This is a genomic window from Peribacillus sp. 05N428, from assembly GCF_056397085.1.
The window spans coordinates 150,664-171,261 of the sequence record NZ_JBFTMS010000009.1; the positions used below are offsets into that span (position 1 = coordinate 150,664).

Annotated in this window: 16 protein-coding genes; 12 read left to right on the forward strand and 4 right to left on the reverse strand. The window is 36.3% G+C overall.

Annotated features, from left to right (window positions below):
• Positions 1 to 43 precede the first annotated feature (43 nt).
• From AC1DIV_RS11580 to AC1DIV_RS11590, 3 genes are read left to right on the forward strand one after another with little or no spacing between them, the layout of a single operon-like run.
• Positions 44 to 7,723 carry an amino acid adenylation domain-containing protein gene (locus tag AC1DIV_RS11580; RefSeq protein ID WP_477576421.1) on the forward strand — a complete coding sequence of 2,560 codons (7,680 nt, stop codon included), beginning with the start codon at positions 44 to 46 and terminating at the stop codon, positions 7,721 to 7,723.
• The gene (locus AC1DIV_RS11585) at positions 7,720 to 10,623 is read left to right on the forward strand and encodes a non-ribosomal peptide synthetase (protein ID WP_477576422.1); all 2,904 of its coding nucleotides are present in this window, start codon (positions 7,720 to 7,722) and stop codon (positions 10,621 to 10,623) included. The genes AC1DIV_RS11580 and AC1DIV_RS11585 overlap by 4 nt, the downstream gene beginning before the upstream one ends.
• A gap of 20 nt (positions 10,624 to 10,643) precedes the next feature.
• On the forward strand, positions 10,644 to 11,375 hold the full coding sequence (locus tag AC1DIV_RS11590; RefSeq protein ID WP_340874333.1) for a thioesterase II family protein: 732 nt from the start codon (positions 10,644 to 10,646) through the stop codon (positions 11,373 to 11,375).
• A 336-nt stretch (positions 11,376 to 11,711) separates the two neighbouring features.
• Here AC1DIV_RS11590 and AC1DIV_RS11595 read toward each other — a convergent pair whose 3' ends face one another.
• The 4 genes from AC1DIV_RS11595 to AC1DIV_RS11610 are packed head-to-tail and all read right to left on the reverse strand — an operon-like array spanning position 11,712 to position 14,165.
• Positions 11,712 to 11,888: a hypothetical protein gene (locus AC1DIV_RS11595; RefSeq protein ID WP_387605023.1), complete on the reverse strand. Its 177-nt coding sequence runs from the start codon at positions 11,886 to 11,888 to the stop codon at positions 11,712 to 11,714.
• A complete protein-coding gene (locus AC1DIV_RS11600) occupies positions 11,872 to 13,296 on the reverse strand; it encodes a recombinase family protein (RefSeq protein WP_477576424.1) in 1,425 nt (474 codons plus the stop codon). The genes AC1DIV_RS11595 and AC1DIV_RS11600 overlap by 17 nt, the downstream gene beginning before the upstream one ends.
• A gap of 26 nt (positions 13,297 to 13,322) precedes the next feature.
• Positions 13,323 to 13,778, reverse strand: coding sequence for an ImmA/IrrE family metallo-endopeptidase (locus AC1DIV_RS11605; RefSeq protein WP_402906482.1), 456 nt, complete (start codon positions 13,776 to 13,778; stop codon positions 13,323 to 13,325).
• A gap of 30 nt (positions 13,779 to 13,808) precedes the next feature.
• A complete protein-coding gene (locus tag AC1DIV_RS11610) occupies positions 13,809 to 14,165 on the reverse strand; it encodes a helix-turn-helix domain-containing protein (protein ID WP_342615042.1) in 357 nt (118 codons plus the stop codon).
• A 178-nt stretch (positions 14,166 to 14,343) separates the two neighbouring features.
• On the opposite strand from AC1DIV_RS11610, the gene AC1DIV_RS11615 reads away from it, so the two are divergent.
• The 9 genes from AC1DIV_RS11615 (at position 14,344) to AC1DIV_RS11655 (ending at position 20,418) form a co-directional block, all read left to right on the forward strand.
• Complete coding sequence (locus tag AC1DIV_RS11615; RefSeq protein ID WP_342615043.1) at positions 14,344 to 14,568, forward strand: helix-turn-helix domain-containing protein; 225 nt, start codon at positions 14,344 to 14,346, stop codon at positions 14,566 to 14,568.
• Between the two features lie 534 nt (positions 14,569 to 15,102).
• A complete protein-coding gene (locus AC1DIV_RS11620; RefSeq protein WP_477576426.1) occupies positions 15,103 to 15,894 on the forward strand; it encodes a DnaD domain-containing protein in 792 nt (263 codons plus the stop codon).
• Between the two features lie 124 nt (positions 15,895 to 16,018).
• Positions 16,019 to 16,660, forward strand: coding sequence for an ATP-binding protein (locus AC1DIV_RS11625; protein WP_477576427.1), 642 nt, complete (start codon positions 16,019 to 16,021; stop codon positions 16,658 to 16,660).
• Positions 16,661 to 16,674: 14 nt separating this feature from the next.
• A complete protein-coding gene (locus tag AC1DIV_RS11630) occupies positions 16,675 to 16,833 on the forward strand; it encodes a hypothetical protein (protein ID WP_477576429.1) in 159 nt (52 codons plus the stop codon).
• A gap of 154 nt (positions 16,834 to 16,987) precedes the next feature.
• A complete protein-coding gene (locus tag AC1DIV_RS11635) occupies positions 16,988 to 17,422 on the forward strand; it encodes an ArpU family phage packaging/lysis transcriptional regulator (protein WP_367406013.1) in 435 nt (144 codons plus the stop codon).
• 296 nt (positions 17,423 to 17,718) lie between these two features.
• Positions 17,719 to 17,943, forward strand: a complete 225-nt coding sequence (locus tag AC1DIV_RS11640) for a hypothetical protein (protein ID WP_477576430.1) — start codon at positions 17,719 to 17,721, stop codon at positions 17,941 to 17,943.
• 252 nt (positions 17,944 to 18,195) lie between these two features.
• Positions 18,196 to 18,738: a tyrosine-type recombinase/integrase gene (locus tag AC1DIV_RS11645; RefSeq protein ID WP_477576432.1), complete on the forward strand. Its 543-nt coding sequence runs from the start codon at positions 18,196 to 18,198 to the stop codon at positions 18,736 to 18,738.
• Between the two features lie 298 nt (positions 18,739 to 19,036).
• The gene (locus AC1DIV_RS11650) at positions 19,037 to 19,708 is read left to right on the forward strand and encodes a hypothetical protein (protein ID WP_477576433.1); all 672 of its coding nucleotides are present in this window, start codon (positions 19,037 to 19,039) and stop codon (positions 19,706 to 19,708) included.
• 95 nt (positions 19,709 to 19,803) lie between these two features.
• A complete protein-coding gene (locus tag AC1DIV_RS11655; protein ID WP_477576434.1) occupies positions 19,804 to 20,418 on the forward strand; it encodes a BA5345 family protein in 615 nt (204 codons plus the stop codon).
• The last annotated feature ends 180 nt before the right edge of the window (positions 20,419 to 20,598 follow it).

A 20,598-nucleotide genomic window follows, 5' to 3' on the forward strand; every position in this document is an offset into this window, starting at 1 on the left:
GGGTATGGATGACACGAAGATAATGGAATCGGGAGGCGCAAAATTGGAGAAATCTATTCAGAATATCTACTCATTAACTCCGCTTCAAGAAGGAATCCTTTATGAACTGGAAATGAACAATACAGCAGAAAACCTTTACATTTCTCAAATGCGAATCAGGATAACGGGCGCTCTTGAAGTGAATGCATTGTTCGAGGCGTGGAGTCAGGTTGTAGAACGACATGAGGCATTAAGAATGAAGGTCATCTCTAAAAATATTGAAAATAATGTTCAGGTTGTCTTCAATACAATGGATTATCAACCGGAAATGATCGATCTGACAGAGTTGAGTGAACATGAACAATTAAATGAAATTCAAAGAGTGACTTCCGAATCCCAGGAGATGGATGTGAATAACTCCAATTTGATGAAACTCCAGGTAGTGAAAATTGAAGAAAATCAGTTTATCTTGATTTGGACTCATCACCATATAATTTTGGATGGCTGGAGTACCAGCATAGTCATCGATGAACTCTTTGTTATTTACAGCCGAATTGTAGGAAAAGACTCCAAAGGGCTTATTGAAAAGCCAAAGCAATATGGAGATTTTATCCGGTATATGAATAAAACAGATGCGGAAGATTTAAATCGTTTTTGGAAAGAGCTTGCAAAGGATATTGAGCAGCCGACGATCACATTTCCCGTCATGAAACATGTGAAGGAAAACCACCAGGACAATGATCTCTTCTGGGAGCTGGATAAAACACAAAGTAAGCTTTTAAGAGAGTTTGCCGCTAAAAACCATGTAACGCTTAATGTATTGCTGCAGTTAATTTGGTCAATCGTCCTAAAGGAAATGTCCAATCAAAATCGAATCGTCTTTGGAATCGTTAGCTCTGGCAGGTCGAATAACTTATTCAAATCGGAAGAAATCGTTGGGATGCTCATTAATACGATTCCTATGATAGCTGAAATAAACGATACAGACAGCGTTACCGATTTACTGAAACGATTCCAGGAAACATTGAACAATATGCTGGATTACTCCCAAATTTCTTTAGTGGATATCAAAAAGCATACGAAATTAAAGAAGGAAGATCCGATTTTCCAAACTTTATTTGTTTATGAAAATTATCCGGAAGCGAAAGATGAAGGCTTTAGCATTAACTGGGAGGTCGAAGGCGGAAAAGAGTCACATAGCTTTCCATTATCGTTACAAGCCCAGGATAATAAAGAAACGATAACATGCAAATTGTATTTTAATAAGTGCTTCTTACAGCGTTCGCTAGTATATGATATCCAATCAGCCTTCATGCAGGTTGCCCATCAAATTACTGAAGCTCAGCAAATTGATGAAATATATGTGGATATTGATTTTTCAAAACTAAAAAATAATGTGAGTAAAGACGATCAAGCAGCTGATGGCCATTCGGTCACATCCACATCGGTTAATCAAGAACTTAAAGAAATATGGCAAGAGTTTTTCTTGAACAGCGATATTAATGGTGATTTCTTTCAATTGGGCGGGCATTCGATAACAGCCATGAAAATGGTGTCTAAAATAAATAAAAGACTTGATGCGAATATGAAATTAGCTGATTTGTTTGAAAATCCTACATTGAAAATGCTAAATCATAAGATCTTTCCGGAAATGAGTACACCTCCGGGAAATGAAACGCAGGTCGTTTCATCTTTCGTGGAAAAGACATTTTTGGAAGTCTTATCAACAAGTCAAATCGATAAAGATGCCGATTTTTTTGAAATGGGCGGACACTCGATTTTAGCTATGAAATTATTGACGAAATTAAACAAAGAATATAATCAAATTCTAACTTTGAAAGATATTTTTCAAAATTCAACAATCGATTCGTTGACGGACTTCATCATTAATGAAATTTCAGATCATGACATGGAGCACATAGAAGCGCAACAAGAAAATCATGTTTTATCCAGTAACCAAGAGGCCTTATGGTTCAACGAAAAACTCAACGGTAAGACAGCCAATTATAATATCCCTCAGAAATATAAAATGATTGGAGCAGTGGATACTTCAATGCTGGAAAAAGCCTTAAATCATGTCGTTACTAGACATGAGATTTTGAGGACCACCGTCCGTGAAAACGCTGGTAAAGGCTATCAGGAAATCATGGAAGATTTATACATTAAAATAGATGAAATCGATCTCTCTGCGTTAAAGCCCGAACAGCAAAAGACTCGTATGCTGCAAATTGAAGACGATGTCCAATCGGAAATCTTTGAAATTGAAAAAGGTCCTCTCCTGACAGTGAAACTTGTTAAATTGAGTGAAAAGGATTTTGTTTTATTTGTGAATCTCCACCATTTCGTTTTTGACGGATGGTCAGTGAGTATATTTTTAGATGAATGGTTATCGTTTTATGACAGTGAAGTGAATGAAAAGGAACTTATCCTTGGAAAAGACTTTAAACAATATAAGGATTTTGCATTAGAGCAGAAAAACTGGTTGGAAAATAACATGAAAGAAGAATCGCTATTTTGGGAAACAAACTTAGCTGGGGAATTACCTAAATTGGAGCTTCCTTTAGATAAGATACGTTCAAAAGAAAATCGCAACGATGGCAGTAGTTTTATAGTGGAACTAACGAGGGAAGAGCTCCAGGGTTTAAAGCGGATGTCCCTGGAAAAAAACTCGACATTATTCATGACACTGCTAACGATGTACCAGTCTTTCCTAGCAAAATATACAGGTCAGAACGATATCATCGTTGGAAGTCCTTTGGCGAATAGAATGATTGAAGGGACAGAAAAATCGATAGGTTATTTTGTCAATACACTGCCCTTTAGATTAAAGCTGGGACATGAGGAAACATTTGAAGAGATACTTCAAAGAAATACAGGCCATATCATCGATATCTATGATCATCAGCAAATGACATTGGAGAAAATCGTTGAAGTCATTAACCCTGAAAGAAATTTAGCAAGCACTTCTTTATTTCAAACCGTCTTCATTTTACAAAATAATGCCAAAGCTGCATTGGAAAGTGAATACATAAAGATAACGCCTGAAGTAATAAAGTCAAAGGCAGCAAAATTCGATTTGAGTTTAGCTGCAGAAGAATATGAAGATAAGCTATTATTCGCCTTGGAGTATAATTCAGGGATCTTCAATGAACAAACCATTCAATCATTAGCTGAAAATTTCCTGGAGTGGATCAGGAAGATTACTTATCTGCCTGAACAATCCATTGACAAGGTATCCGTCGTGAGTAAGAAGCAGGAGAAATTATTATTGGAAGAATGGCAGGGAGAAACCATTCGCTTTGAGGGGATCAATGACACAATCCCACAAGCCTTCCATAAAATTGTCGAGCGATTTCCTGATAAGGTAGCCATTGTTGATGGTTCCGAAACCATTACATATCGCGAATTGAATGATAAGAGCAATCGGCTTTCTCACTATTTACTAAGCAAAGGGATTTCTAAAGAAGAAAGAGTCGGAATTTATGTGAATCGATCAATTGATATGGTGACGGGGATGTTGGCAGTAATTAAAGCAGGTGCTGCGTATGTTCCATTGGATCCTCATTATCCTAATGAACGATTAAGCTACATGGTTGAAGATTCGTCCATTTCCTATTGCTTGAGTCACAAAGAACTCGGAAAGAATGGTTTGATTGACCCATTCAAAATAATATATTTTGAAAATATTGAAAATGAATCGGATTTGTCAATGACAGAGAATCTTCACATTGCAGATCAGCGGGACTTAGCATATGTCATTTATACCTCTGGAACGACAGGCAGGCCAAAAGGAGTCATGTTGGAACATAGGGGAATCATTAACTTAGTTCATAACCAAAATAAAATGATGTGTTTAGATACATCAGCTAAAGTGCTGCAATTCGCTACGTTTAATTTTGATTCATCCGTCATAGAGATTTTCAGCACACTATTGTTCGGTGCCGAGCTGCATATAAGCGTAGATAAAGAAAATCAATTTGACATGAGTAAACTTGTTGAACAAATTAAGCGTGAAGGAATTTCTCATATTATTTTACCGCCTGCTGTGTTGAAGGAAATGCCAATCAATGATTTGAGCACGCTTAAAGTGTTGGGATCTGCAGGCTCTGAATGTCCAGTCGAGCTCGTTTCGAAGTTTAAGCATATATCGTTTTTCAATGGCTACGGGCCTACTGAATATTCGGTGTGTACAAGTTTTAAAATGTTTCCCCCGAATGAGGATGCTACAGATGAATTCGTTGTTTCAATTGGGAAGCCACTGACTAACACTGTTGCATTTGTGCTGGATGAAAACCGGAAACTAGTGCCGGCAGGAGCGGTTGGTGAACTTTATGTCGGAGGAATTGGGTTAGCGAGGGGATATCTGAATAATGAGAGCCTGACAAATGAAAGATTCATATCCAATCCATTCAACCCTGCTGAAAAAGTATACAGAACCGGGGATTTAGTTAAGCATAATAAAGCTGGGGAATTAGTTTATATAGGCAGAGAGGACGACCAAGTGAAAATAAGAGGATACCGAGTTGAACTATCGGAGGTTAATGTTTCATTACGAAAACTAGCAGAAATCAAAGATAGTTATGTAACGGCAATGGAAGATGGATTTCAGAATAAGAGGCTAATTGCTTATTATACGGTGAATGATGAGGTTTCGGTGGATTCAATTAGAAGAAGACTGAAAGAAACACTGCCTGCTTTCATGATTCCTGCTCATTTTATGCAACTGGATAAATTCCCTTTGACGCCGAATGGAAAAGTTGATCGGAAATCCCTGCCGAAATGGACGGAACAGTTGGATGAGAGGAAGAAAAAAGTGCCGGATGTGCAAGAGCTGTCCAAAACTGAAACAGAGCTTCTGACAATATGGAGAGATGTATTAAACGATCCTACTATAGGACCGGAAGATAACTTCTTTGAATGTGGCGGTGATTCAATCATCAGCATTCAAATATGCTCGGCTGCAAAAGAAAAAGATCTATTTATAACGCCTAAAGATTTATTTGAATACCAAACGGTCCGTGAGCTAGGGAATGTTGTAAATGATCTGAAACAAAAACAAGTGGTCCAAGAAAAAATATCAGGTTATGTACCGTTGACGCCTATTCAATCTTGGTTTTTTAATGAAAATCATGACAATATCCATCATTGGAATCAGTCAGTCGTTTTGATGAAGGATCATGCATTGGCGACCGAACAATATAAACAAATCATCATGAAATTAATTGATCACCACGACATATTAAGGACATTATTTGAAAAACATGGTGATTCATATATTGGCAATATTTCAAATGCTGATACGGCATGCGGTTTTCATGAGTATCAAGTTTCCAGTTTTACAGATGAAAATACTCTGAAAGTAATTAAGGAGCTGGAAGAAAACGCCCAACAAAGTTTAAACATATACAATGGCCCCATGATGAAGTTCCTTCTATTCAGGAATCAAAAGGACGTAAGGATTTTTTGGGTGATTCATCACCTTGTGGTTGATGGTGTTTCGTGGAGGATACTTCTTGATCATTTCGAAAGATGCTATCAACAGATAAAGAATGGACAAGAACCATCACTGCCTTTAAAAACGACTTCTTATAAACAATGGTCCGAGAAACTGAACGAGTATCAGAACACTGGCCTACCGGAAGATGCCGTTCAATATTGGGAAAAGGAAATGAATATTCCAGTTTCTCCGCTGACGCATAGCTTAGGAGAAACATGTGATTTTGAAAACATGTACAAAATACAAGTGGATGAGGACCAAACACAAAACCTCATTAAAAACACTTTAAGAAAACATAAAACGACGATTGATGAGGTTTTATTATCCGTTATTGCTCATTCAGTTTCCAATATAATGGGAATTGATGAATTTTGGCTCGATTTAGAAGGTCATGGCAGAGAGGATATTGAAGATGATATTGATCTATCAAGGACAGTAGGGTGGTTCACCTCCATTTATCCAGTAAGGATTAAAGGAATGCCGTCTTTGGGCTCAACCTTGAGAAATACAAAAAACAGATTAAGAAGTGTGCCAAACAAAGGGTTTGACTTTGGAATCCTAAAGTATATTTCCGCTCGGAATCATAACTATCCAGACAGCCTAGTGAGTTACAACTATCTAGGTCAATTTAATAACACTGGTGATATGGAACAAACCAATAGCAGCAATATCGATTTGAACTATAAATTTCCATATAAGCTCAATTTTGTCGCCAGCATCGTAAACAATAGACTCATGCTGAATATAATTGGCGATAGCAACAATGAAAACTACCAAATGATATGTAAAGAAGTTGAAGTACACTTAAACAATATTTTAAGTGGATGCGCAGATTTGAATGACTCCATTGTGGAAACGGATTTTCAAGCTGAGAAAATAGTCGATGGAAGTACGATTACCCATTTCATTAATAAGTTTAATAACATTGAAGAGATTTACCCCGTGACATCACTTCAAGAAGGGATGTTATTCCATAGTGAAGTAACTCAAAGTCCTGAATATATTTCACAGCTGTCCATTGATTTAATAGGTGATCTGGACTTGGACGAATTGGAAGAAGCCTGGAATGAAACCTGTAGAAAATACGACGTTCTTAGATCCGTTTTCAGGCGCAATCAATTGGGGGACCGTTACCAAATCATACTAAATGACATTTATTATGTGTTTAATCATGTGGATTTAACGATGTTTAGTGAGGACGAATCGGCATCCAAGATAGAAAATCTTTTAGAGCATAGTAAAAACAGACAAATGGATTTAGAGAATGGTCCGCTCATGAACATCACCTTGATCCAGCTATCGGATCATCGCTTTAAATTCATATGGACACATCATCATGCTTTAATGGATGGCTGGAGCCTGCAAATCGTCATTAATCATTTTTTGGATAATTATCGAAACCCATCCAATATGGTAAAAGACAGTGATGAACATAAGATTGCCTATAAGCAAGTCATGAATCATGTCAGGAATATGAATAAACAGGATGAAGCAGCTTTTTGGAATGAAGAATTGAGGGATTTCGAACAAGTAAAAGCACAAGTAGGTAAGAAAACGGATAAGGCAGCTTTTACAGCGGATAAAGTTATTGAATATAGCCTGCCTGAAGAGCTTACCGAAAGATTAATAGAATTATCCAAGCGGTATAGAAAGACGATTAATACCGTTGTTCAAGGAGTTTGGAGCATCGTTCTATCGTGCCTCAGTGAGAGCGAATCAGTATGCTATGGGGTGACAAGCTCAGGAAGGAACCTCAGCATTCCGCATATTGAAAAAGCTGTAGGCTTATTGATCAATACTCTGCCATTCTCGTTGAAAATCGATTGGGAAGATGATTTGCAATCCTATCTTACTGCGATTCAAAACAAGCAATTACAAATGAGAGAGTATGAGTTCAGTGCACTTACGGATATAAAGCGATACGCTGAAATTCCTTGGGATAAGGAATTATTCCAACATATATTTGTATTCGAAAATTATCCGAGCACAGAACTGGCAGAGGATTCGCGAATCATGATCGAAAATTCAGTCGGAAGTGAATCGACCAATTTTGATCTTACGTTCTCTGCGGCTGTAGTGCAAACCAAGCTGCATTATAAAATCATTTATAAAGAAAGTAAATTTGCCGAAAATGAAATTTTACTTTTTATGGATTCCATGCAGGAAATATTCTTAAAACTAACAGAAAATGAAACACTGCCACCTATTGGAAAATTAATAAATCACTTGAAAGTTGGGGCCCGATGATAAGTAAATCGATGACGACGAATAAATTGATGTCAATAACTGAAGCTTTTAAAAAAATCGCGGAAGATAATCAATCAAAAGCGGCACTTTGCGAAAATGAACGTCAAATTACTTATAAAGAATTAGACATGCTTTCAGATAAGCTTGCCAAAAGGATCATTGATCTGGGGATTCAAGAAGAAACAATGATCGGTATTCCAAGCAAAAGGTCCATTGAACTGATCATAGGGATGCTTGCCATAATAAAGTCAGGCTGTTGCTATGTTCCAATCGACGAAAATTACCCATTAAAAAGATTGGAATATATGCTTGCAGATACGGATATGAAGTTCTTCTTATCGTTTAATGGTCAAGGAGGGAAGCTCAGAGAATTGGATATTGAACCAATTCCATTTGAGATGAATGAACTAAGCAGGGACGGGCATATTCCCGTGAACCGTTCCTCGGAGAATGGTCTCGCATATGTCATCTATACATCAGGAACGACCGGAAATCCAAAAGGTGTAATGATAGAGCATAAAAGTGTAGTCAATTTAGTATTGAACTCTGAAATACTTGAAATAAACGAAAATAATAGAGTGGCTCAATTTTCCAACCCGTGTTTTGACGCCGCAACCTTTGAGATATGGGGAGCTTTATTGAATGGAGCGACTTTATTCTTGATGCCGAATGAGTTCACTTCTTTTGATGATTGGAAAGAAGCGATATCCATTGGAAAGGTGGATGTAGCTTTTTTTACGACAGGTCTTTTCAATGCAATGGTAGATGAGGGTCCTATGATTTTTGAAGGATTAAAGAAAATTGTGGTTGGCGGAGATAAAATCTCGGTTCCCCATGTGAGGAGATTGAAGCAAACAATCGGTCACTTCTCCTTGATTAATGGGTATGGACCAACTGAATGCACAACTTTTGCCATTTGTCATGAGGTCGAAGACAAAGATGCAGATGTTATTCCCATTGGAAAACCATTGAGCAATGTAGAAATCAGGATTCTATCTGAAGGACTACTCGAGGTAGCAGATGGGGAAATAGGCGAAATCTACATTGGCGGTCAAGGGGTCATGAGAGGCTATTTAAATCAGCCGAAATTAACGGAACAAGCGTTGAGCATGGATGATTTGAATCAGATGAAGTGGTATAAAACAGGTGATCATGGCGTCCGGTTACAAAATGGTGAGATCCTGTATAAAGGTCGAAAAGACAGTCAAGTGAAAATTCGCGGTTTTAGAATTGAACTGAATGAAATTCAAGACAAGCTTAATAAATACATGAAGGTTGAAAGTTCAGTAGTTGCTGTTAAAAACATCAATGATGAAAATTATGTGATCGCTTATTACAAACATGAAGATGAAAAAGCGGAAAACGCTGAAAAGGATATTAAAGATTATCTGAACAATGAATTGCCGAAATATATGATTCCCCACTTTTTTGTCAGAGTGGATGATTTCCCGCTTAATGCCAACGGCAAAGTCGATAAAGAGAAATTATTGGAAATGGAGATCGTGCAAAATAAAACTTCCTTAGCCAATCAGGAAACTGGAAAGAAAAAAGAAGTATTGAAGATTTGGAGAAATGTATTAGGAAATCAAAGTCTAGGATTGGACGACAACTTCTTTGAACATGGAGGCCATTCCATTTTAGCTACCAAACTGGTCTATGTAATGAAGGAAACTGTACTTCCTGAAGCCACTTTACAAATCTTATTGGAAAATAATACAGTGAATAAATTTGTTGAAGCACTTGAAGTCGACTCATCTGGCAGCATGGAAGCAGTGATGGAGAAGGATTCCATGCTCGATCGAGAATTGATGGAGAAAATAAGGGAAATATCCGCTAAACCAGTTCAAATTGAAAAAAATATGATGATTACAGGTGGAACAGGTTTCTTGGGGGCACATCTATTAAACAAATTATTACTGGAATTGGAAGATGTCAAAATTTATTGTTTGGTTAGATTTCCTTCAAGAAATAGATTGAAAGATACTTTAATGAAATATGGTCTTTGGCAGGATGAATTCGTAAGTCGAATCGTTGTCATTGAAGGGGACCTTAGTAAACATCATTTCGGTCTGGATGATGTGACATATGAGAAATTAAGCAATGATGTTTCTCATGTGTATCATGTCGGTGCAGAAACGAATTTCTTCGAGCCGTATAGCAAATCAAAAATATCGAATGTGGATGGTGTAGTGGAAGTCATTAAGTTTGCTTCATCATGCAATCGGAAAAACATTTATTATGCATCAACGCTTTCTGTCTTGACCGGAGAAAGGAAATGGGACGAGGAAGACGAATTGGTTTATTCCCCCGATTTAATGATCGGATACAGCCAGTCCAAATGGGTTGCCGAGAAATTGCTTCTTCAAGCAAGGGAACTCGGACTGACAATCGATATTTTCCGATTAGGCAGGATTTCATCTAATTCAAATGGGGTTTGGAACGAGAAGGATATGTTGTACAAGGTTTTTGAATCATTTATTGAACAAAGGATATTGCCATTTAAAGAGGAAATTCATTTTGAATTGATGCCAGTCGATTTTGTAAGTGAGTTTATTTACAAAATATCAAGATTGAAAGAGAATCAGAAGCTTGGGATCTATCATATGTTCAATGATCAGAGGGTTTCAAGTGAATTCGTGACCTCCTTCTTCGAAAAAAATGAAATATCTTACTCCAATATGGATTTGGAAGAGTGGTTACAATCTTTAAAAGAAAAGACACAATCTAACGAGATTCATTCATTAAGTGCTTTGTCCCAGTTAATAGATGAATCAACAAAATTAAAAGAGTCGGAAATCCTGCAATCAAAAACCAAGAAGGAAATGGAACTGCTATCAATGAAAATGCCGGAAATCGATTCAAGGTATGTTGAAAGCTTTATGAAGTACATGTTGAAATAATGAATCGTAAGAGAAGGGGGATGGAAGGACTGAAGAAAACACTTTTTTGTTTCCCTTATGCGGGGGGAAGTGCATCTTTTTATAGAGAATGGAAATTTGATGATGATGGGATAGAGGTAATCCCGCTGGAATACCCTGGACATGGCAGTAAATATAGTGAACCATTATGTGAACATATGACGGATTTGACGGATATATTATTGAAGGAAATGGAAACGAAACATCAAATGAATTCACTGGAAAACATCTCTTTGTTTGGACATAGCATGGGTGCGATCGTAGCCTATGAAATTGCGGCAAAATTAGAAGAGAGAGATGATAATAAAGTTGAACATTTATTCATTTCAAGTAAGTCATCCCCAGAATATAAAGTAGATCAAATAGATTGCTCTAATACAAAACATTTAAAACAGTCGCTTGAAAAAATCGGGGGAACAAACAAGGAACTCCTGGAAACGGAAGATTTCATGAATATATTCCTTCCGATAATTCAGTCCGACTTGAATGTATTAGCCAACTATCACCATGAAAAAAAACGCGAGAAAAAGGTGGGAAACAAGGCCGTTTTGCTATTGGGATCGAATGATACCGTGACGAAGGAAAGTATCGAAAGCTGGAATGAATACATTGAACATATTGAAGGATTGCATATATTAAAGGGTGATCATTTCTATATAAAGCAAAACCAGGATATCGTTTTAAAAATCATTCAAGAGTATGTACTCAATAGTCGTTGTGGAGTCTTGATTTAAGAGAGCGGACTGACTGACTTGACCAAAACTTGCTCTAATGTAAGCATCCGTTTGGATACCCATGAAACCCAATCTTCATCTAAAAAAGGACTGATTTATTTCAGTCCTTTTTACTGTAGACAAATTTAAAAAGCACCAGTTGCTTTCAGAAATCCACTCCCATACGGCCGACTGTCTGCTAAGCCTCCTCGACGGAAGCGCCTGTGGGGTCCCGGCTAGCCAGTTATTCGGCAGGAATGTCGCTGATTTCTTCAATCAATGAGGGTCCATCCTTATAAAAAAGTAAAAAACAATCGAACCTCCTTTTAGGAGTCCACACAAATCGGCGCAATTCGATTAAATGAGAAACATCGCTACTATTGTAGTCACTGCTAAACCAATGGTTACCGGAAGCAGATTCCGGCGGGCAAGTTCAAAGGGACTGACATTACATATGGCAGCTGCCGGAATCAGTGCCCATGGAATGAGGGTACCTCCGCCAATGAAAGACATTTTATCATTTAGCTGAAACAATGATAATCTCGCGTGCTTTACCAGTTCCTATTTTATATTCATCTTTTGTATCAATAATTAACTGAGAAAACAAGGTAGTCATCATTTGTTTTCTTTCGGAATCATTAGCGTATTCCCATAGTGAATGAATGTTTTCAGAAATATAAAGAATTTCATCAATTTTTGTAGAATCAGTTTGTTTATACATCTTTAGTTCAGATAAAATCCTTTTTTCCATTTCTCTAAGGGAATCAGTTTTCTGAATTAATTCATCTATATCAATAACATCTGCTTCAAACATTGCTTTTTGTTTTTTTAAAAGCTTTTGATTATTCTTTAGTTCTATTTCTAACTGACTAATCTTTTCTTCTGGGACATCAGTTATTTTGGTACTGCCCTTGATATTATGAAATAGATGATCAAGATTGTTTAGTACTGTTTTAACTAAATTTTCTTCTTTGATAATGTGGCTGGTACACTTTTTCCCTGCCTTTTTCCCTGAGCATCTATACGTCTTACCATTAGGGCTTTTATGACCAGACATTGAGTGACCACATCGGCCGCATTTAAGGATGGAGGAAAAATAATAATTGCTTGTTTCGCGTTTCCCGCCATAAGTTCTTCTTTTATCTAATATATCTTGTAATGCCCAAAAATCATCTCTGGGTATTATACGTTCATGAATACCTTCGTAAAGAATTTGTTCTCTAGGAGGCTTCTTATATTGTTTAAGGTTCTCGTTGAAAGTGAGATATCCTGCATAGATTGGATTATTTGCGATATCTCGAACGGTATCAACATGCCAATCGCTTCCTTTTCTTGTACTATACCCACGTTCACTAAGAACTTTTGCTATTGTATAAAATCCCGAACTTTTGCTTAGTTCAAAAATTGTTTTAACAATCATTTCTTCATCTTTACTTATTACAAGTTCCTTATTAACAGCCTTATAGCCATAAGGTGTTATGCCGCCTTTCCACTTACCTAATTTCGTTTTCTTTTCCATTCCAAGCCTAACCCGTTCAGCTAGGTTTTCTCTTTCCCATTGAGCTATAGCAGCTACAAGAGTGATAAATAACCTTCCCATAGCGTTTGTTGTATCATAGACTTCTGTTGCGCTTTTAAACATGCAATTGTGTTCATCTAATACTTTTAGTATTTCATAAAGGTCAAGTACTGATCTAGTTAGACGGTCTAATCGATATACAAGTAATACATCTATTCCGCCTTTTTTTATTTCATTCATCATCAAGGTGAATTTAGGACGATTCAAATCCTTCGCAGAATGGCCGTCATCAATGTGAATATCGACGATTTCCCATCCTTGTGAAACACAGTAAGCTTCTAATTTTTCAATTTGGGATGCTATAGAAAATCCATGTTTAGCTTGTTCATCGGTCGACACTCGGACGTAGATAACACATTTCATAAGAATATATCCTCCATATTTGTAATCTACGCTAAACCTCTTTTAATAATATTCAATGGGTTTAAATGAATTATAATTTCCTCATGATAATAAAAATCGCCGTATTTTTCGATATATCTATCTAAGGCTTCTTGCAAAAATTCTTCAGTCACATTTAAGTATTCAGCTACTTCGTATCGATTAGTGCAACCATAACGATATGCTTCAATAAAACATGAAAGTGGAAGTAGCTTATTATGTGCCCAACTTCTCGCAATTTTTTCCTGTTTGACGTTAGCAACTTTACCTTGATCTAAAATATTGCCTACTGTTTTGAAGTGATGACCTAACTCCTCAGCGAGAATGCATCCTTTTTCAATAGTTGACAATCGCTTTTCTAAAAGGATATTTCCATTCCTGTACAATCCTTTAAATCCGAATTCAAGATCCTTTTCTTTAATGGTTACATCACGATAATCCTCAAGTAATTTATTATAGTGCATCGGCTGCACCTCTCTCTCTATCTCTAGCTGTTATTTATCGTCTTGGAATATAAAGTCTATGTATTTTAAGATGTCTTTCATTTTATCTTCAGTTATTTCTTTTTCATCGAGGTGTGCAGCGATAGTTTCAATAGCTTTGCTGTTCTTTTTGATACCCTTAGAAGACTCATCTTCTAATCCCATAATGTAATCAGGCGACGCATCAAAAAAATCAGCAAAAATACGAACTACATCCATTTTGGGTTCTGCTAAATTATTCTCGTACCTAGATATCATACTTTTACTAATTTTAGTTTCATACTTAGCATTAATTTGTTTTGCTAACTGATCAATACTTAAATTTTTTGAGGTACGTAAGTTTTTTAGAATAGATCCAAACGAATACATGAGCTTTTCTCCTCTACCATATTATTCATATCTAATATAGTATATCATTCGTTCCTGCAATGCAATATATTCTGCTGAAATCGTTCCCTAATAGGAATATTATTTATTGACATCTAAATTTTAATGACCTATACTAAGTTTGTTCCTTAAAAGGAACGGTGTAAAGTGAGGTGAAATAATGGCCAGCATCAACGAAAGTACCTCTCGTCGACATCAGCCCTATAGAAAAATTAAAGCTTTCTTAGTCGAAAACAACATTTCGCAGAAGGAATTGGGTGAAATACTTGAGAAAAGCCAAAGTGCAATAAACCAAAAGCTTAACGGAACTGGAGGCGACTTCTCGTTACAAGAAGCAAGGTTAATGTCTGAGAAATTAGGTATTCCGAGTGTTTATTTTTTTTGAAGTTTTCGTTCCTTTATAGGAACTAAAGAATTAAAAAAGCAGATTTGTCCTATTGTTTTCACAGCATATGCTGTAGAGAGGTGAAATTATATGACGCTAGAGAATTTCAAAATAACAAAGGAACAGGTTCTTACACTAAAGCCGATTATTGAAAGTATCCTTTCTAGAAAATATGGAAAGGAGGTGAAATTTTCAGATTTAACGATTGGAAATATCACGGTGGATAGTAAAAGGGAGGTTGGATAAGTTGGGTGAATTCATGGTTTGCGGTTTGTTCGCTTTACTGGTGTTTTTAGGTGGATGTTTGTGCGGTAGCTCATTGACAGCAGGAAGAATGAAGGGAGGTGGAAAGAGTTGAAAATCAACTCCAAGGAATGGTTATCTATGGCAGAAGTTGATCGGTACATGGAAATTTATCGGGCTTTTGTGAGAAGTCAAAAATAAACCGATGCTACCAACATCGGTCCATAAAAAAACAATTCTACTACTATTATATCATGAAGAACAAGTTTTATAGCAAGGGAGTGGAATATATTGGCGAAATACAGACACATTCATGTTGAATTTTGGCAAGATCCAAAGGTGTTAGAAGAAATGACCCCAGAGGATAAATACTTTTATTTATACTTACTAACCAATCCTAACACTACCCAAATAGGAGTCTATCAAATAACCAAAAAACAAATGGCCTTTGATTTAGGTTATTCAACAGAATCAATCAGCAGCCTTCTAGAACGTTTTAACAATATGCACAATCTTGTTAAATACAACGAAACGACAAGGGAAATGGCAATCATCAATTGGGGTAAATACAATTTGAACAAAGCTGGAAAGCCTGTCATTGATTGTGTGAAGAAGGAATTATCAGAGGTTAAAGATAAAACTTTGCTCAGGGAGATCATGACCCACATCCCTAATGAATCAATTTCAATAGAGTTTTCACGATACGTTGACGATTCGTGTAACGATACGTTGACGATACGTGGACAAAAAGAAAAAGAAAAAGAAAAAGAAAAAGAAAAAGAAAAACAAAATAATAATGAGGACGCGGTTGCCTTCTACCAAGAAAACTTCGGAGTCATTTCTCCTTTCCTTGTTCAAAGCATAGAGAAATGGGAAGAAGACATGTCACCAGAAGCAGTAATAGAAGCAATGAAAAGAGCATTAGCTCAAAACAAAAGAACCTGGAGCTATATTGAAGCAATCCTTAAAAACTGGAACAGCCAAAACCTAAAGACTATCAATGATGTTTTATCTCATGAATTGAGTCGTAAAGGGGGCGTTACTCCTGAAAAGCCTGAAAGCTACATTGACAACCTTTTCTAAGATTCAAGTTGTAGGTTCGAGAACATGCTTAAATTGCGGTTCCTCTGTACCGATTGTGAAAAATCCCAAAGGTGAGAAAATAAGTGATTGCCTTACTTGTGAGAACAAAGCATTAGAAAAGGAAATGTCAGCATATAAAGAAGCGATGGACCATCAAAGGGATTTAGATATCATTCAGCAATTTGAACGCTATAGTCTCATTCCTGAAGATTTACAATCAGCTTCCTTTGAAAACTACTTACCAGATCACAACAGCAAAGAGGATGCTCTGAAGAAATGCCAATGGTTTGCAGAAAACTTTGATAACTTAACTGGATTTCATTCATTGCTGCTTAAAGGAAGTTATGGATTAGGTAAATCACATTTATCGCATTCCATTGCTAATTATCTCAAGAATCTTGGGAAGAAGATTATTTTCATTGATACACCTTCTTTATTGAGAATGATAAGACAATCTTACAAGGATTCGAGTTTTTCAGAATCAGATGTTTATAGATTATGTGCAGAAGCTGACCTTTTAATCATGGACGATATAGGGGCTGAGTATGTGAAGCAGGAAAACGGCAAAGAAAGCTGGGCATCGGAAATCCTGTTTCAAATTATAACTTCACGTATGGACAAGCCTAAAGTATTCACGACCAATCTATCTTCCAAAGAGTTATCTTCCAAATATGGCACGCATGGTGGCCGTATAGTGAGCAGGATGATGAAGGGTACACGTTTGATTGAAATGGAAGGCAAGGATTATAGAACACAAGCTTGGTAAAGAGGGGGATTGAAATGTGCAATAACTGTAATGGACTAGGAAAAACCTCGAAAAAGATAGGCAAGGGATTGGAGTGGATCAATCCTTGCTCCTGTCTCCCGGACTGGAAAACAACGAGAAAGCCACAGCTTGAAAAAATCTTGAAGGAAGCAAGGGAAGGATTAAAGAGTTGATGAAGATGAATGAAATGGATAGAGAGTTCCTTATAGAGATTTTAATAATGAAAATGAATTACAGCCGTGTCTTCTTCGAAAAAATGAGTATTAAGGAATTAGAATTGTATTATTTAGACTCCCTTGAGGAGACTAGTTTGTGAAGGAGAATTACATGAATCAACTATCATTCTTAAACACAACAATCAGTAAAGAAGTTAAACGTAAGGCTGAGAAGCTAATGAGTCGATATAAGATACTGGATGCAATCATAGAGAGCAAGAAAATGGATCTTGAGCCAAGATTGACACAAAACCCTGAGCCTTCAGAGATTCAAAGAGGAAATCAATTCTATAGTTCCGTAGAAAATTCAGCAATTACTGAATTTGAAATAGAAGAATACTTAAGGACAAAAAGGAAATTACATCTAGTATTTGAAAGTTTAAAACCCTTACAACAGCATATATGGGAAGATCGTTATATTCTCGGAAAAAGAGATGTAGAGGTTTATAACGATTTAGAACTAACGGACAAGACATATTATAGAGCTAAAAGGGAAATGGTCGCAATTGTTGCAGAAGCATTCGGATTAATAAATAATGTGGGATAATTTGACCGTAATTTGACCGTAAAAACGACATGAGTTATTAGTTTTAAGGTAGTAAGATGATATTATGCAGAATTAACAACAATATCACCCTCTCAAAAGGAGGGGAAACCACTTTGAAATATTGGTGGGACGGCACCTTTGGCCAGGTGTCGTCCATATTCTTTGTAAACTAGGCAGTAGAATCCCAATCGCTAACAAGTTAAAAGCTCTTGCTTTCTTGTGCCTAGTTTAGAGTGAATATATTTTAATAGGGAAATAGTCCCTTCTGTCTAATTAAGTAGGCAGGAGGGGATATGATGGAGCGCACTACATTATTACAGAAAATTAAAAATGCCAGTCAAGACGGTGTGAGTTTTACTTTAATATTAAATGCTGAAAGTGATCATGAGCGACAACAAATAATCAATACGGCTAAATGGCTACAAAGTGAAATGTATATCAGGTTAAAAACATGTGAAGTACAAAAAGTGATGTTGACAGAAGGTGTAGTTCTTTCTGGAACATTAGACGTAATTAAATAAGAATGTGAGAGCATCCATTAATTTGGGTGCTTTTTTTATTGGGGTGAGAACGTTGAAACCTTATAAGATAACTCCTGAGCAGGAGAAGAATAACCTTGAAAGACTCAGGAAAGAAAAGTTCAGCGAACGGGAATCACGGGAACTAAGAGGAGAAACAAGGGATATTTATAGACGGCGCAAGGGGGGAGCCTTTATTAATAGATGATAAGAGGCTACAAGCAATTAGAATATTAAAATAAGGGGGCGTATTGGATGAACGTAGTCCAACCCATTCGTGATAAGGTCTTACTTCAGGAAATGAAAGACTTTCTTAAAAAAAATAACGAACGTAATTATATTCTATTTTTACTGGGGATCCATACGGGCTTGCGTATCTCTGATATTCTTCGTTTGCGTGTGAGGGATGTTTTAGGATGGGACATTGTCTTAAAGGAAAAAAAGACGGATAAACACAAGGAAGTAAAGATGTCCAACGAATTAAAACGAGCTATTCGGAGCTATGTGAAAGACAAGCCTAAGAGCGAGTATTTAATTAAAAGTCGGAACGGAAAAAACAAACCGATTACAAGAGGAATGGCTTATGTGATTTTAAGTCAACTGGCAGAAGAATTCGGACTCGAGAGAATTGGGACTCATTCCCTTCGAAAGACTTATGGGTATAATCATTACAAGAAATTTAACGATGTAGTTGCCCTTCAACAGATCCTCAATCACACCGACCAACGGGAAACCTTAATTTATATTGGAATAAAACAAGATGAGTTAAACAAAATGCAGGGGAAAATTGATTGGTGATTTCTTTTTTTGTGCGTTCTTCTATTTTTTTTGCTCTTTTTAATTCGCTTCAACCTGGCGGTTGTTCAATTCATTTTTAAAGACAAAGAAATCCTTTGTTACTGTAAAGAAACATGGGTGCGTGTGAATTATACACAATCTGGATTATAACTAATTCAAACAGTGTTTTTTACCCTCTTTTGTATCGAAAAAGTGGCGTATTAATGGTATAAAAGTTGAAATGACCAAAGAGCTTTTTACAGAAATTATTTCCTTTGCTGTTAATCTATACGATAATAAATATTAAGGGGGAATTAATTTGGAAGATGACATCGTAGTAAAGAAGTGGACGAATAGAGATTGGTGTTGGTTAGTAGGTATTTTAATAGCTATAATCGTATTTATTTTTACATTTAGATTAGCAGATAACACTGAAGTTAAAGACTTATTTTCATTTATATCTAGTGCAGTTTCTATTGCTTTAGCTGTAATAGCAATATTTTTGGCACTTAAGCAGGACTCAGATAATAGGAGAGTTAGTGATCAAACATCACGTATACTAAGAGAAATAAATTTTGGATTAAGGAACGTAGATGAAAATGTAAAAAAGTTGGATGTAAGAGATATAAGCAAGTTAACAGAGAGTGCTGTTGAGGATATTGCAAGTGAAGGCGATAAAGATAGTTATTCAAAAGATGAAGTTAAGGAATTGTTTACTAACTTCAGTGCAGATGTATTAAATGAGATTAACAATCAGTTAAATAAAAGTAATGACGAAGAGTATATGCATGATGAATATCTAAAGCGTAAATTTTCATCATTAAGAGAAAATCAATCGTCTACAGATCTTATTCACAAGGTTTTATTTTTAAACCCGGATAGTGATGATGATACAATCCAAAAGATTCTGGAGGAACGTTATAAAGTAAGGGCTACTAAAGCACTTATAAATAAGGTGAGAACAAGAATGAAAATATTTAAGAATGTTTAGTAATTAAGGGTAAAGCATCTAAGTTATTGGATGCTTTTAATTTTGAAGGAATTTATCTCCTTTTGTCGAATGTGTAGGCAGAAGGAGGGGGTCAGTTGAACTTTGACACTAAACATCTAGTCAGGTGGGGAATCCCTGGTTGGATAATGATAATCATACTGGGTCCTTATTTCTTTTTTTGTTTTGAGGAAATACGGGAGATGTCTACATCAGCAAGTTTAGTTGCAGTAGGTGCTTTCCTCACTGTAACCGGAGTTCCTTTAGGATATTTATTAAACCAAATACATCATTCATTATTTTGGGTATTTCCTCGAAGGAAGTGGTTAAGTAAGATAACGAAGAAAGGAAGTTGGAACCAGTATTTTATTAATGAAATTAACATGGATGAGTTATTCTTTGTTAATGAGTTGGGCGGAAAGAAAAGGGAAAGGTATCAATATTTACTATCCAGAAAACATGAGCTTGGCAGTGTAACTGTAAGCTTAGGTATCTCTGTAATTATTATCTTTATTAATAATGTTAATCATAAAGATGCAGTATGGTCCTGGATTTATTGGGTATTTGTTTTGTTGCTTTGTTTCGTTGTATGGAATAGCAGGAATTACACTAGCAGTAATATTGAAATTTATAATCAACATTATTTAAGTGAAAGTAATGAACTACTTGATAAACCATTACCACTAACAGAAGATCAAAATAAAAATTTTTAACTTGAAGCACTCATTTACTGAGTGCTTTTTTTTGTGTGCCAGGCATGGCATCTATCTAGGTGGTGAAAGTCCACTGTGGGGGTACACATCGACCAACCACTAAGGAAGCGCAAGGTACTTATCGTGAGGTAAGGGCTGGAGGAAGCGTGGAATAAAATCTTGGCTCGACGAACAGGAATC

What these genes read in the sequence shown, in the direction of transcription:
- AC1DIV_RS11635 (WP_367406013.1), top strand. Translation starts at nt 16,988, where the DNA reads ATGAATCAACTATCATTCTTAAACACAACAATCAGTAAAGAAGTTAAA.
- AC1DIV_RS11625 (WP_477576427.1), top strand. Translation starts at nt 16,019, where the DNA reads ATGTCAGCATATAAAGAAGCGATGGACCATCAAAGGGATTTAGATATC.
- AC1DIV_RS11600 (WP_477576424.1), bottom strand. Translation starts at nt 13,296, where the DNA reads ATGAAATGTGTTATCTACGTCCGAGTGTCGACCGATGAACAAGCTAAA.
- AC1DIV_RS11615 (WP_342615043.1), top strand. Translation starts at nt 14,344, where the DNA reads ATGGCCAGCATCAACGAAAGTACCTCTCGTCGACATCAGCCCTATAGA.
- AC1DIV_RS11645 (WP_477576432.1), top strand. Translation starts at nt 18,196, where the DNA reads ATGAACGTAGTCCAACCCATTCGTGATAAGGTCTTACTTCAGGAAATG.
- AC1DIV_RS11585 (WP_477576422.1), top strand. Translation starts at nt 7,720, where the DNA reads ATGATAAGTAAATCGATGACGACGAATAAATTGATGTCAATAACTGAA.
- AC1DIV_RS11630 (WP_477576429.1), top strand. Translation starts at nt 16,675, where the DNA reads ATGTGCAATAACTGTAATGGACTAGGAAAAACCTCGAAAAAGATAGGC.
- AC1DIV_RS11640 (WP_477576430.1), top strand. Translation starts at nt 17,719, where the DNA reads ATGGAGCGCACTACATTATTACAGAAAATTAAAAATGCCAGTCAAGAC.
- AC1DIV_RS11590 (WP_340874333.1), top strand. Translation starts at nt 10,644, where the DNA reads ATGGAAGGACTGAAGAAAACACTTTTTTGTTTCCCTTATGCGGGGGGA.
- AC1DIV_RS11610 (WP_342615042.1), bottom strand. Translation starts at nt 14,165, where the DNA reads ATGTATTCGTTTGGATCTATTCTAAAAAACTTACGTACCTCAAAAAAT.
- AC1DIV_RS11605 (WP_402906482.1), bottom strand. Translation starts at nt 13,778, where the DNA reads ATGCACTATAATAAATTACTTGAGGATTATCGTGATGTAACCATTAAA.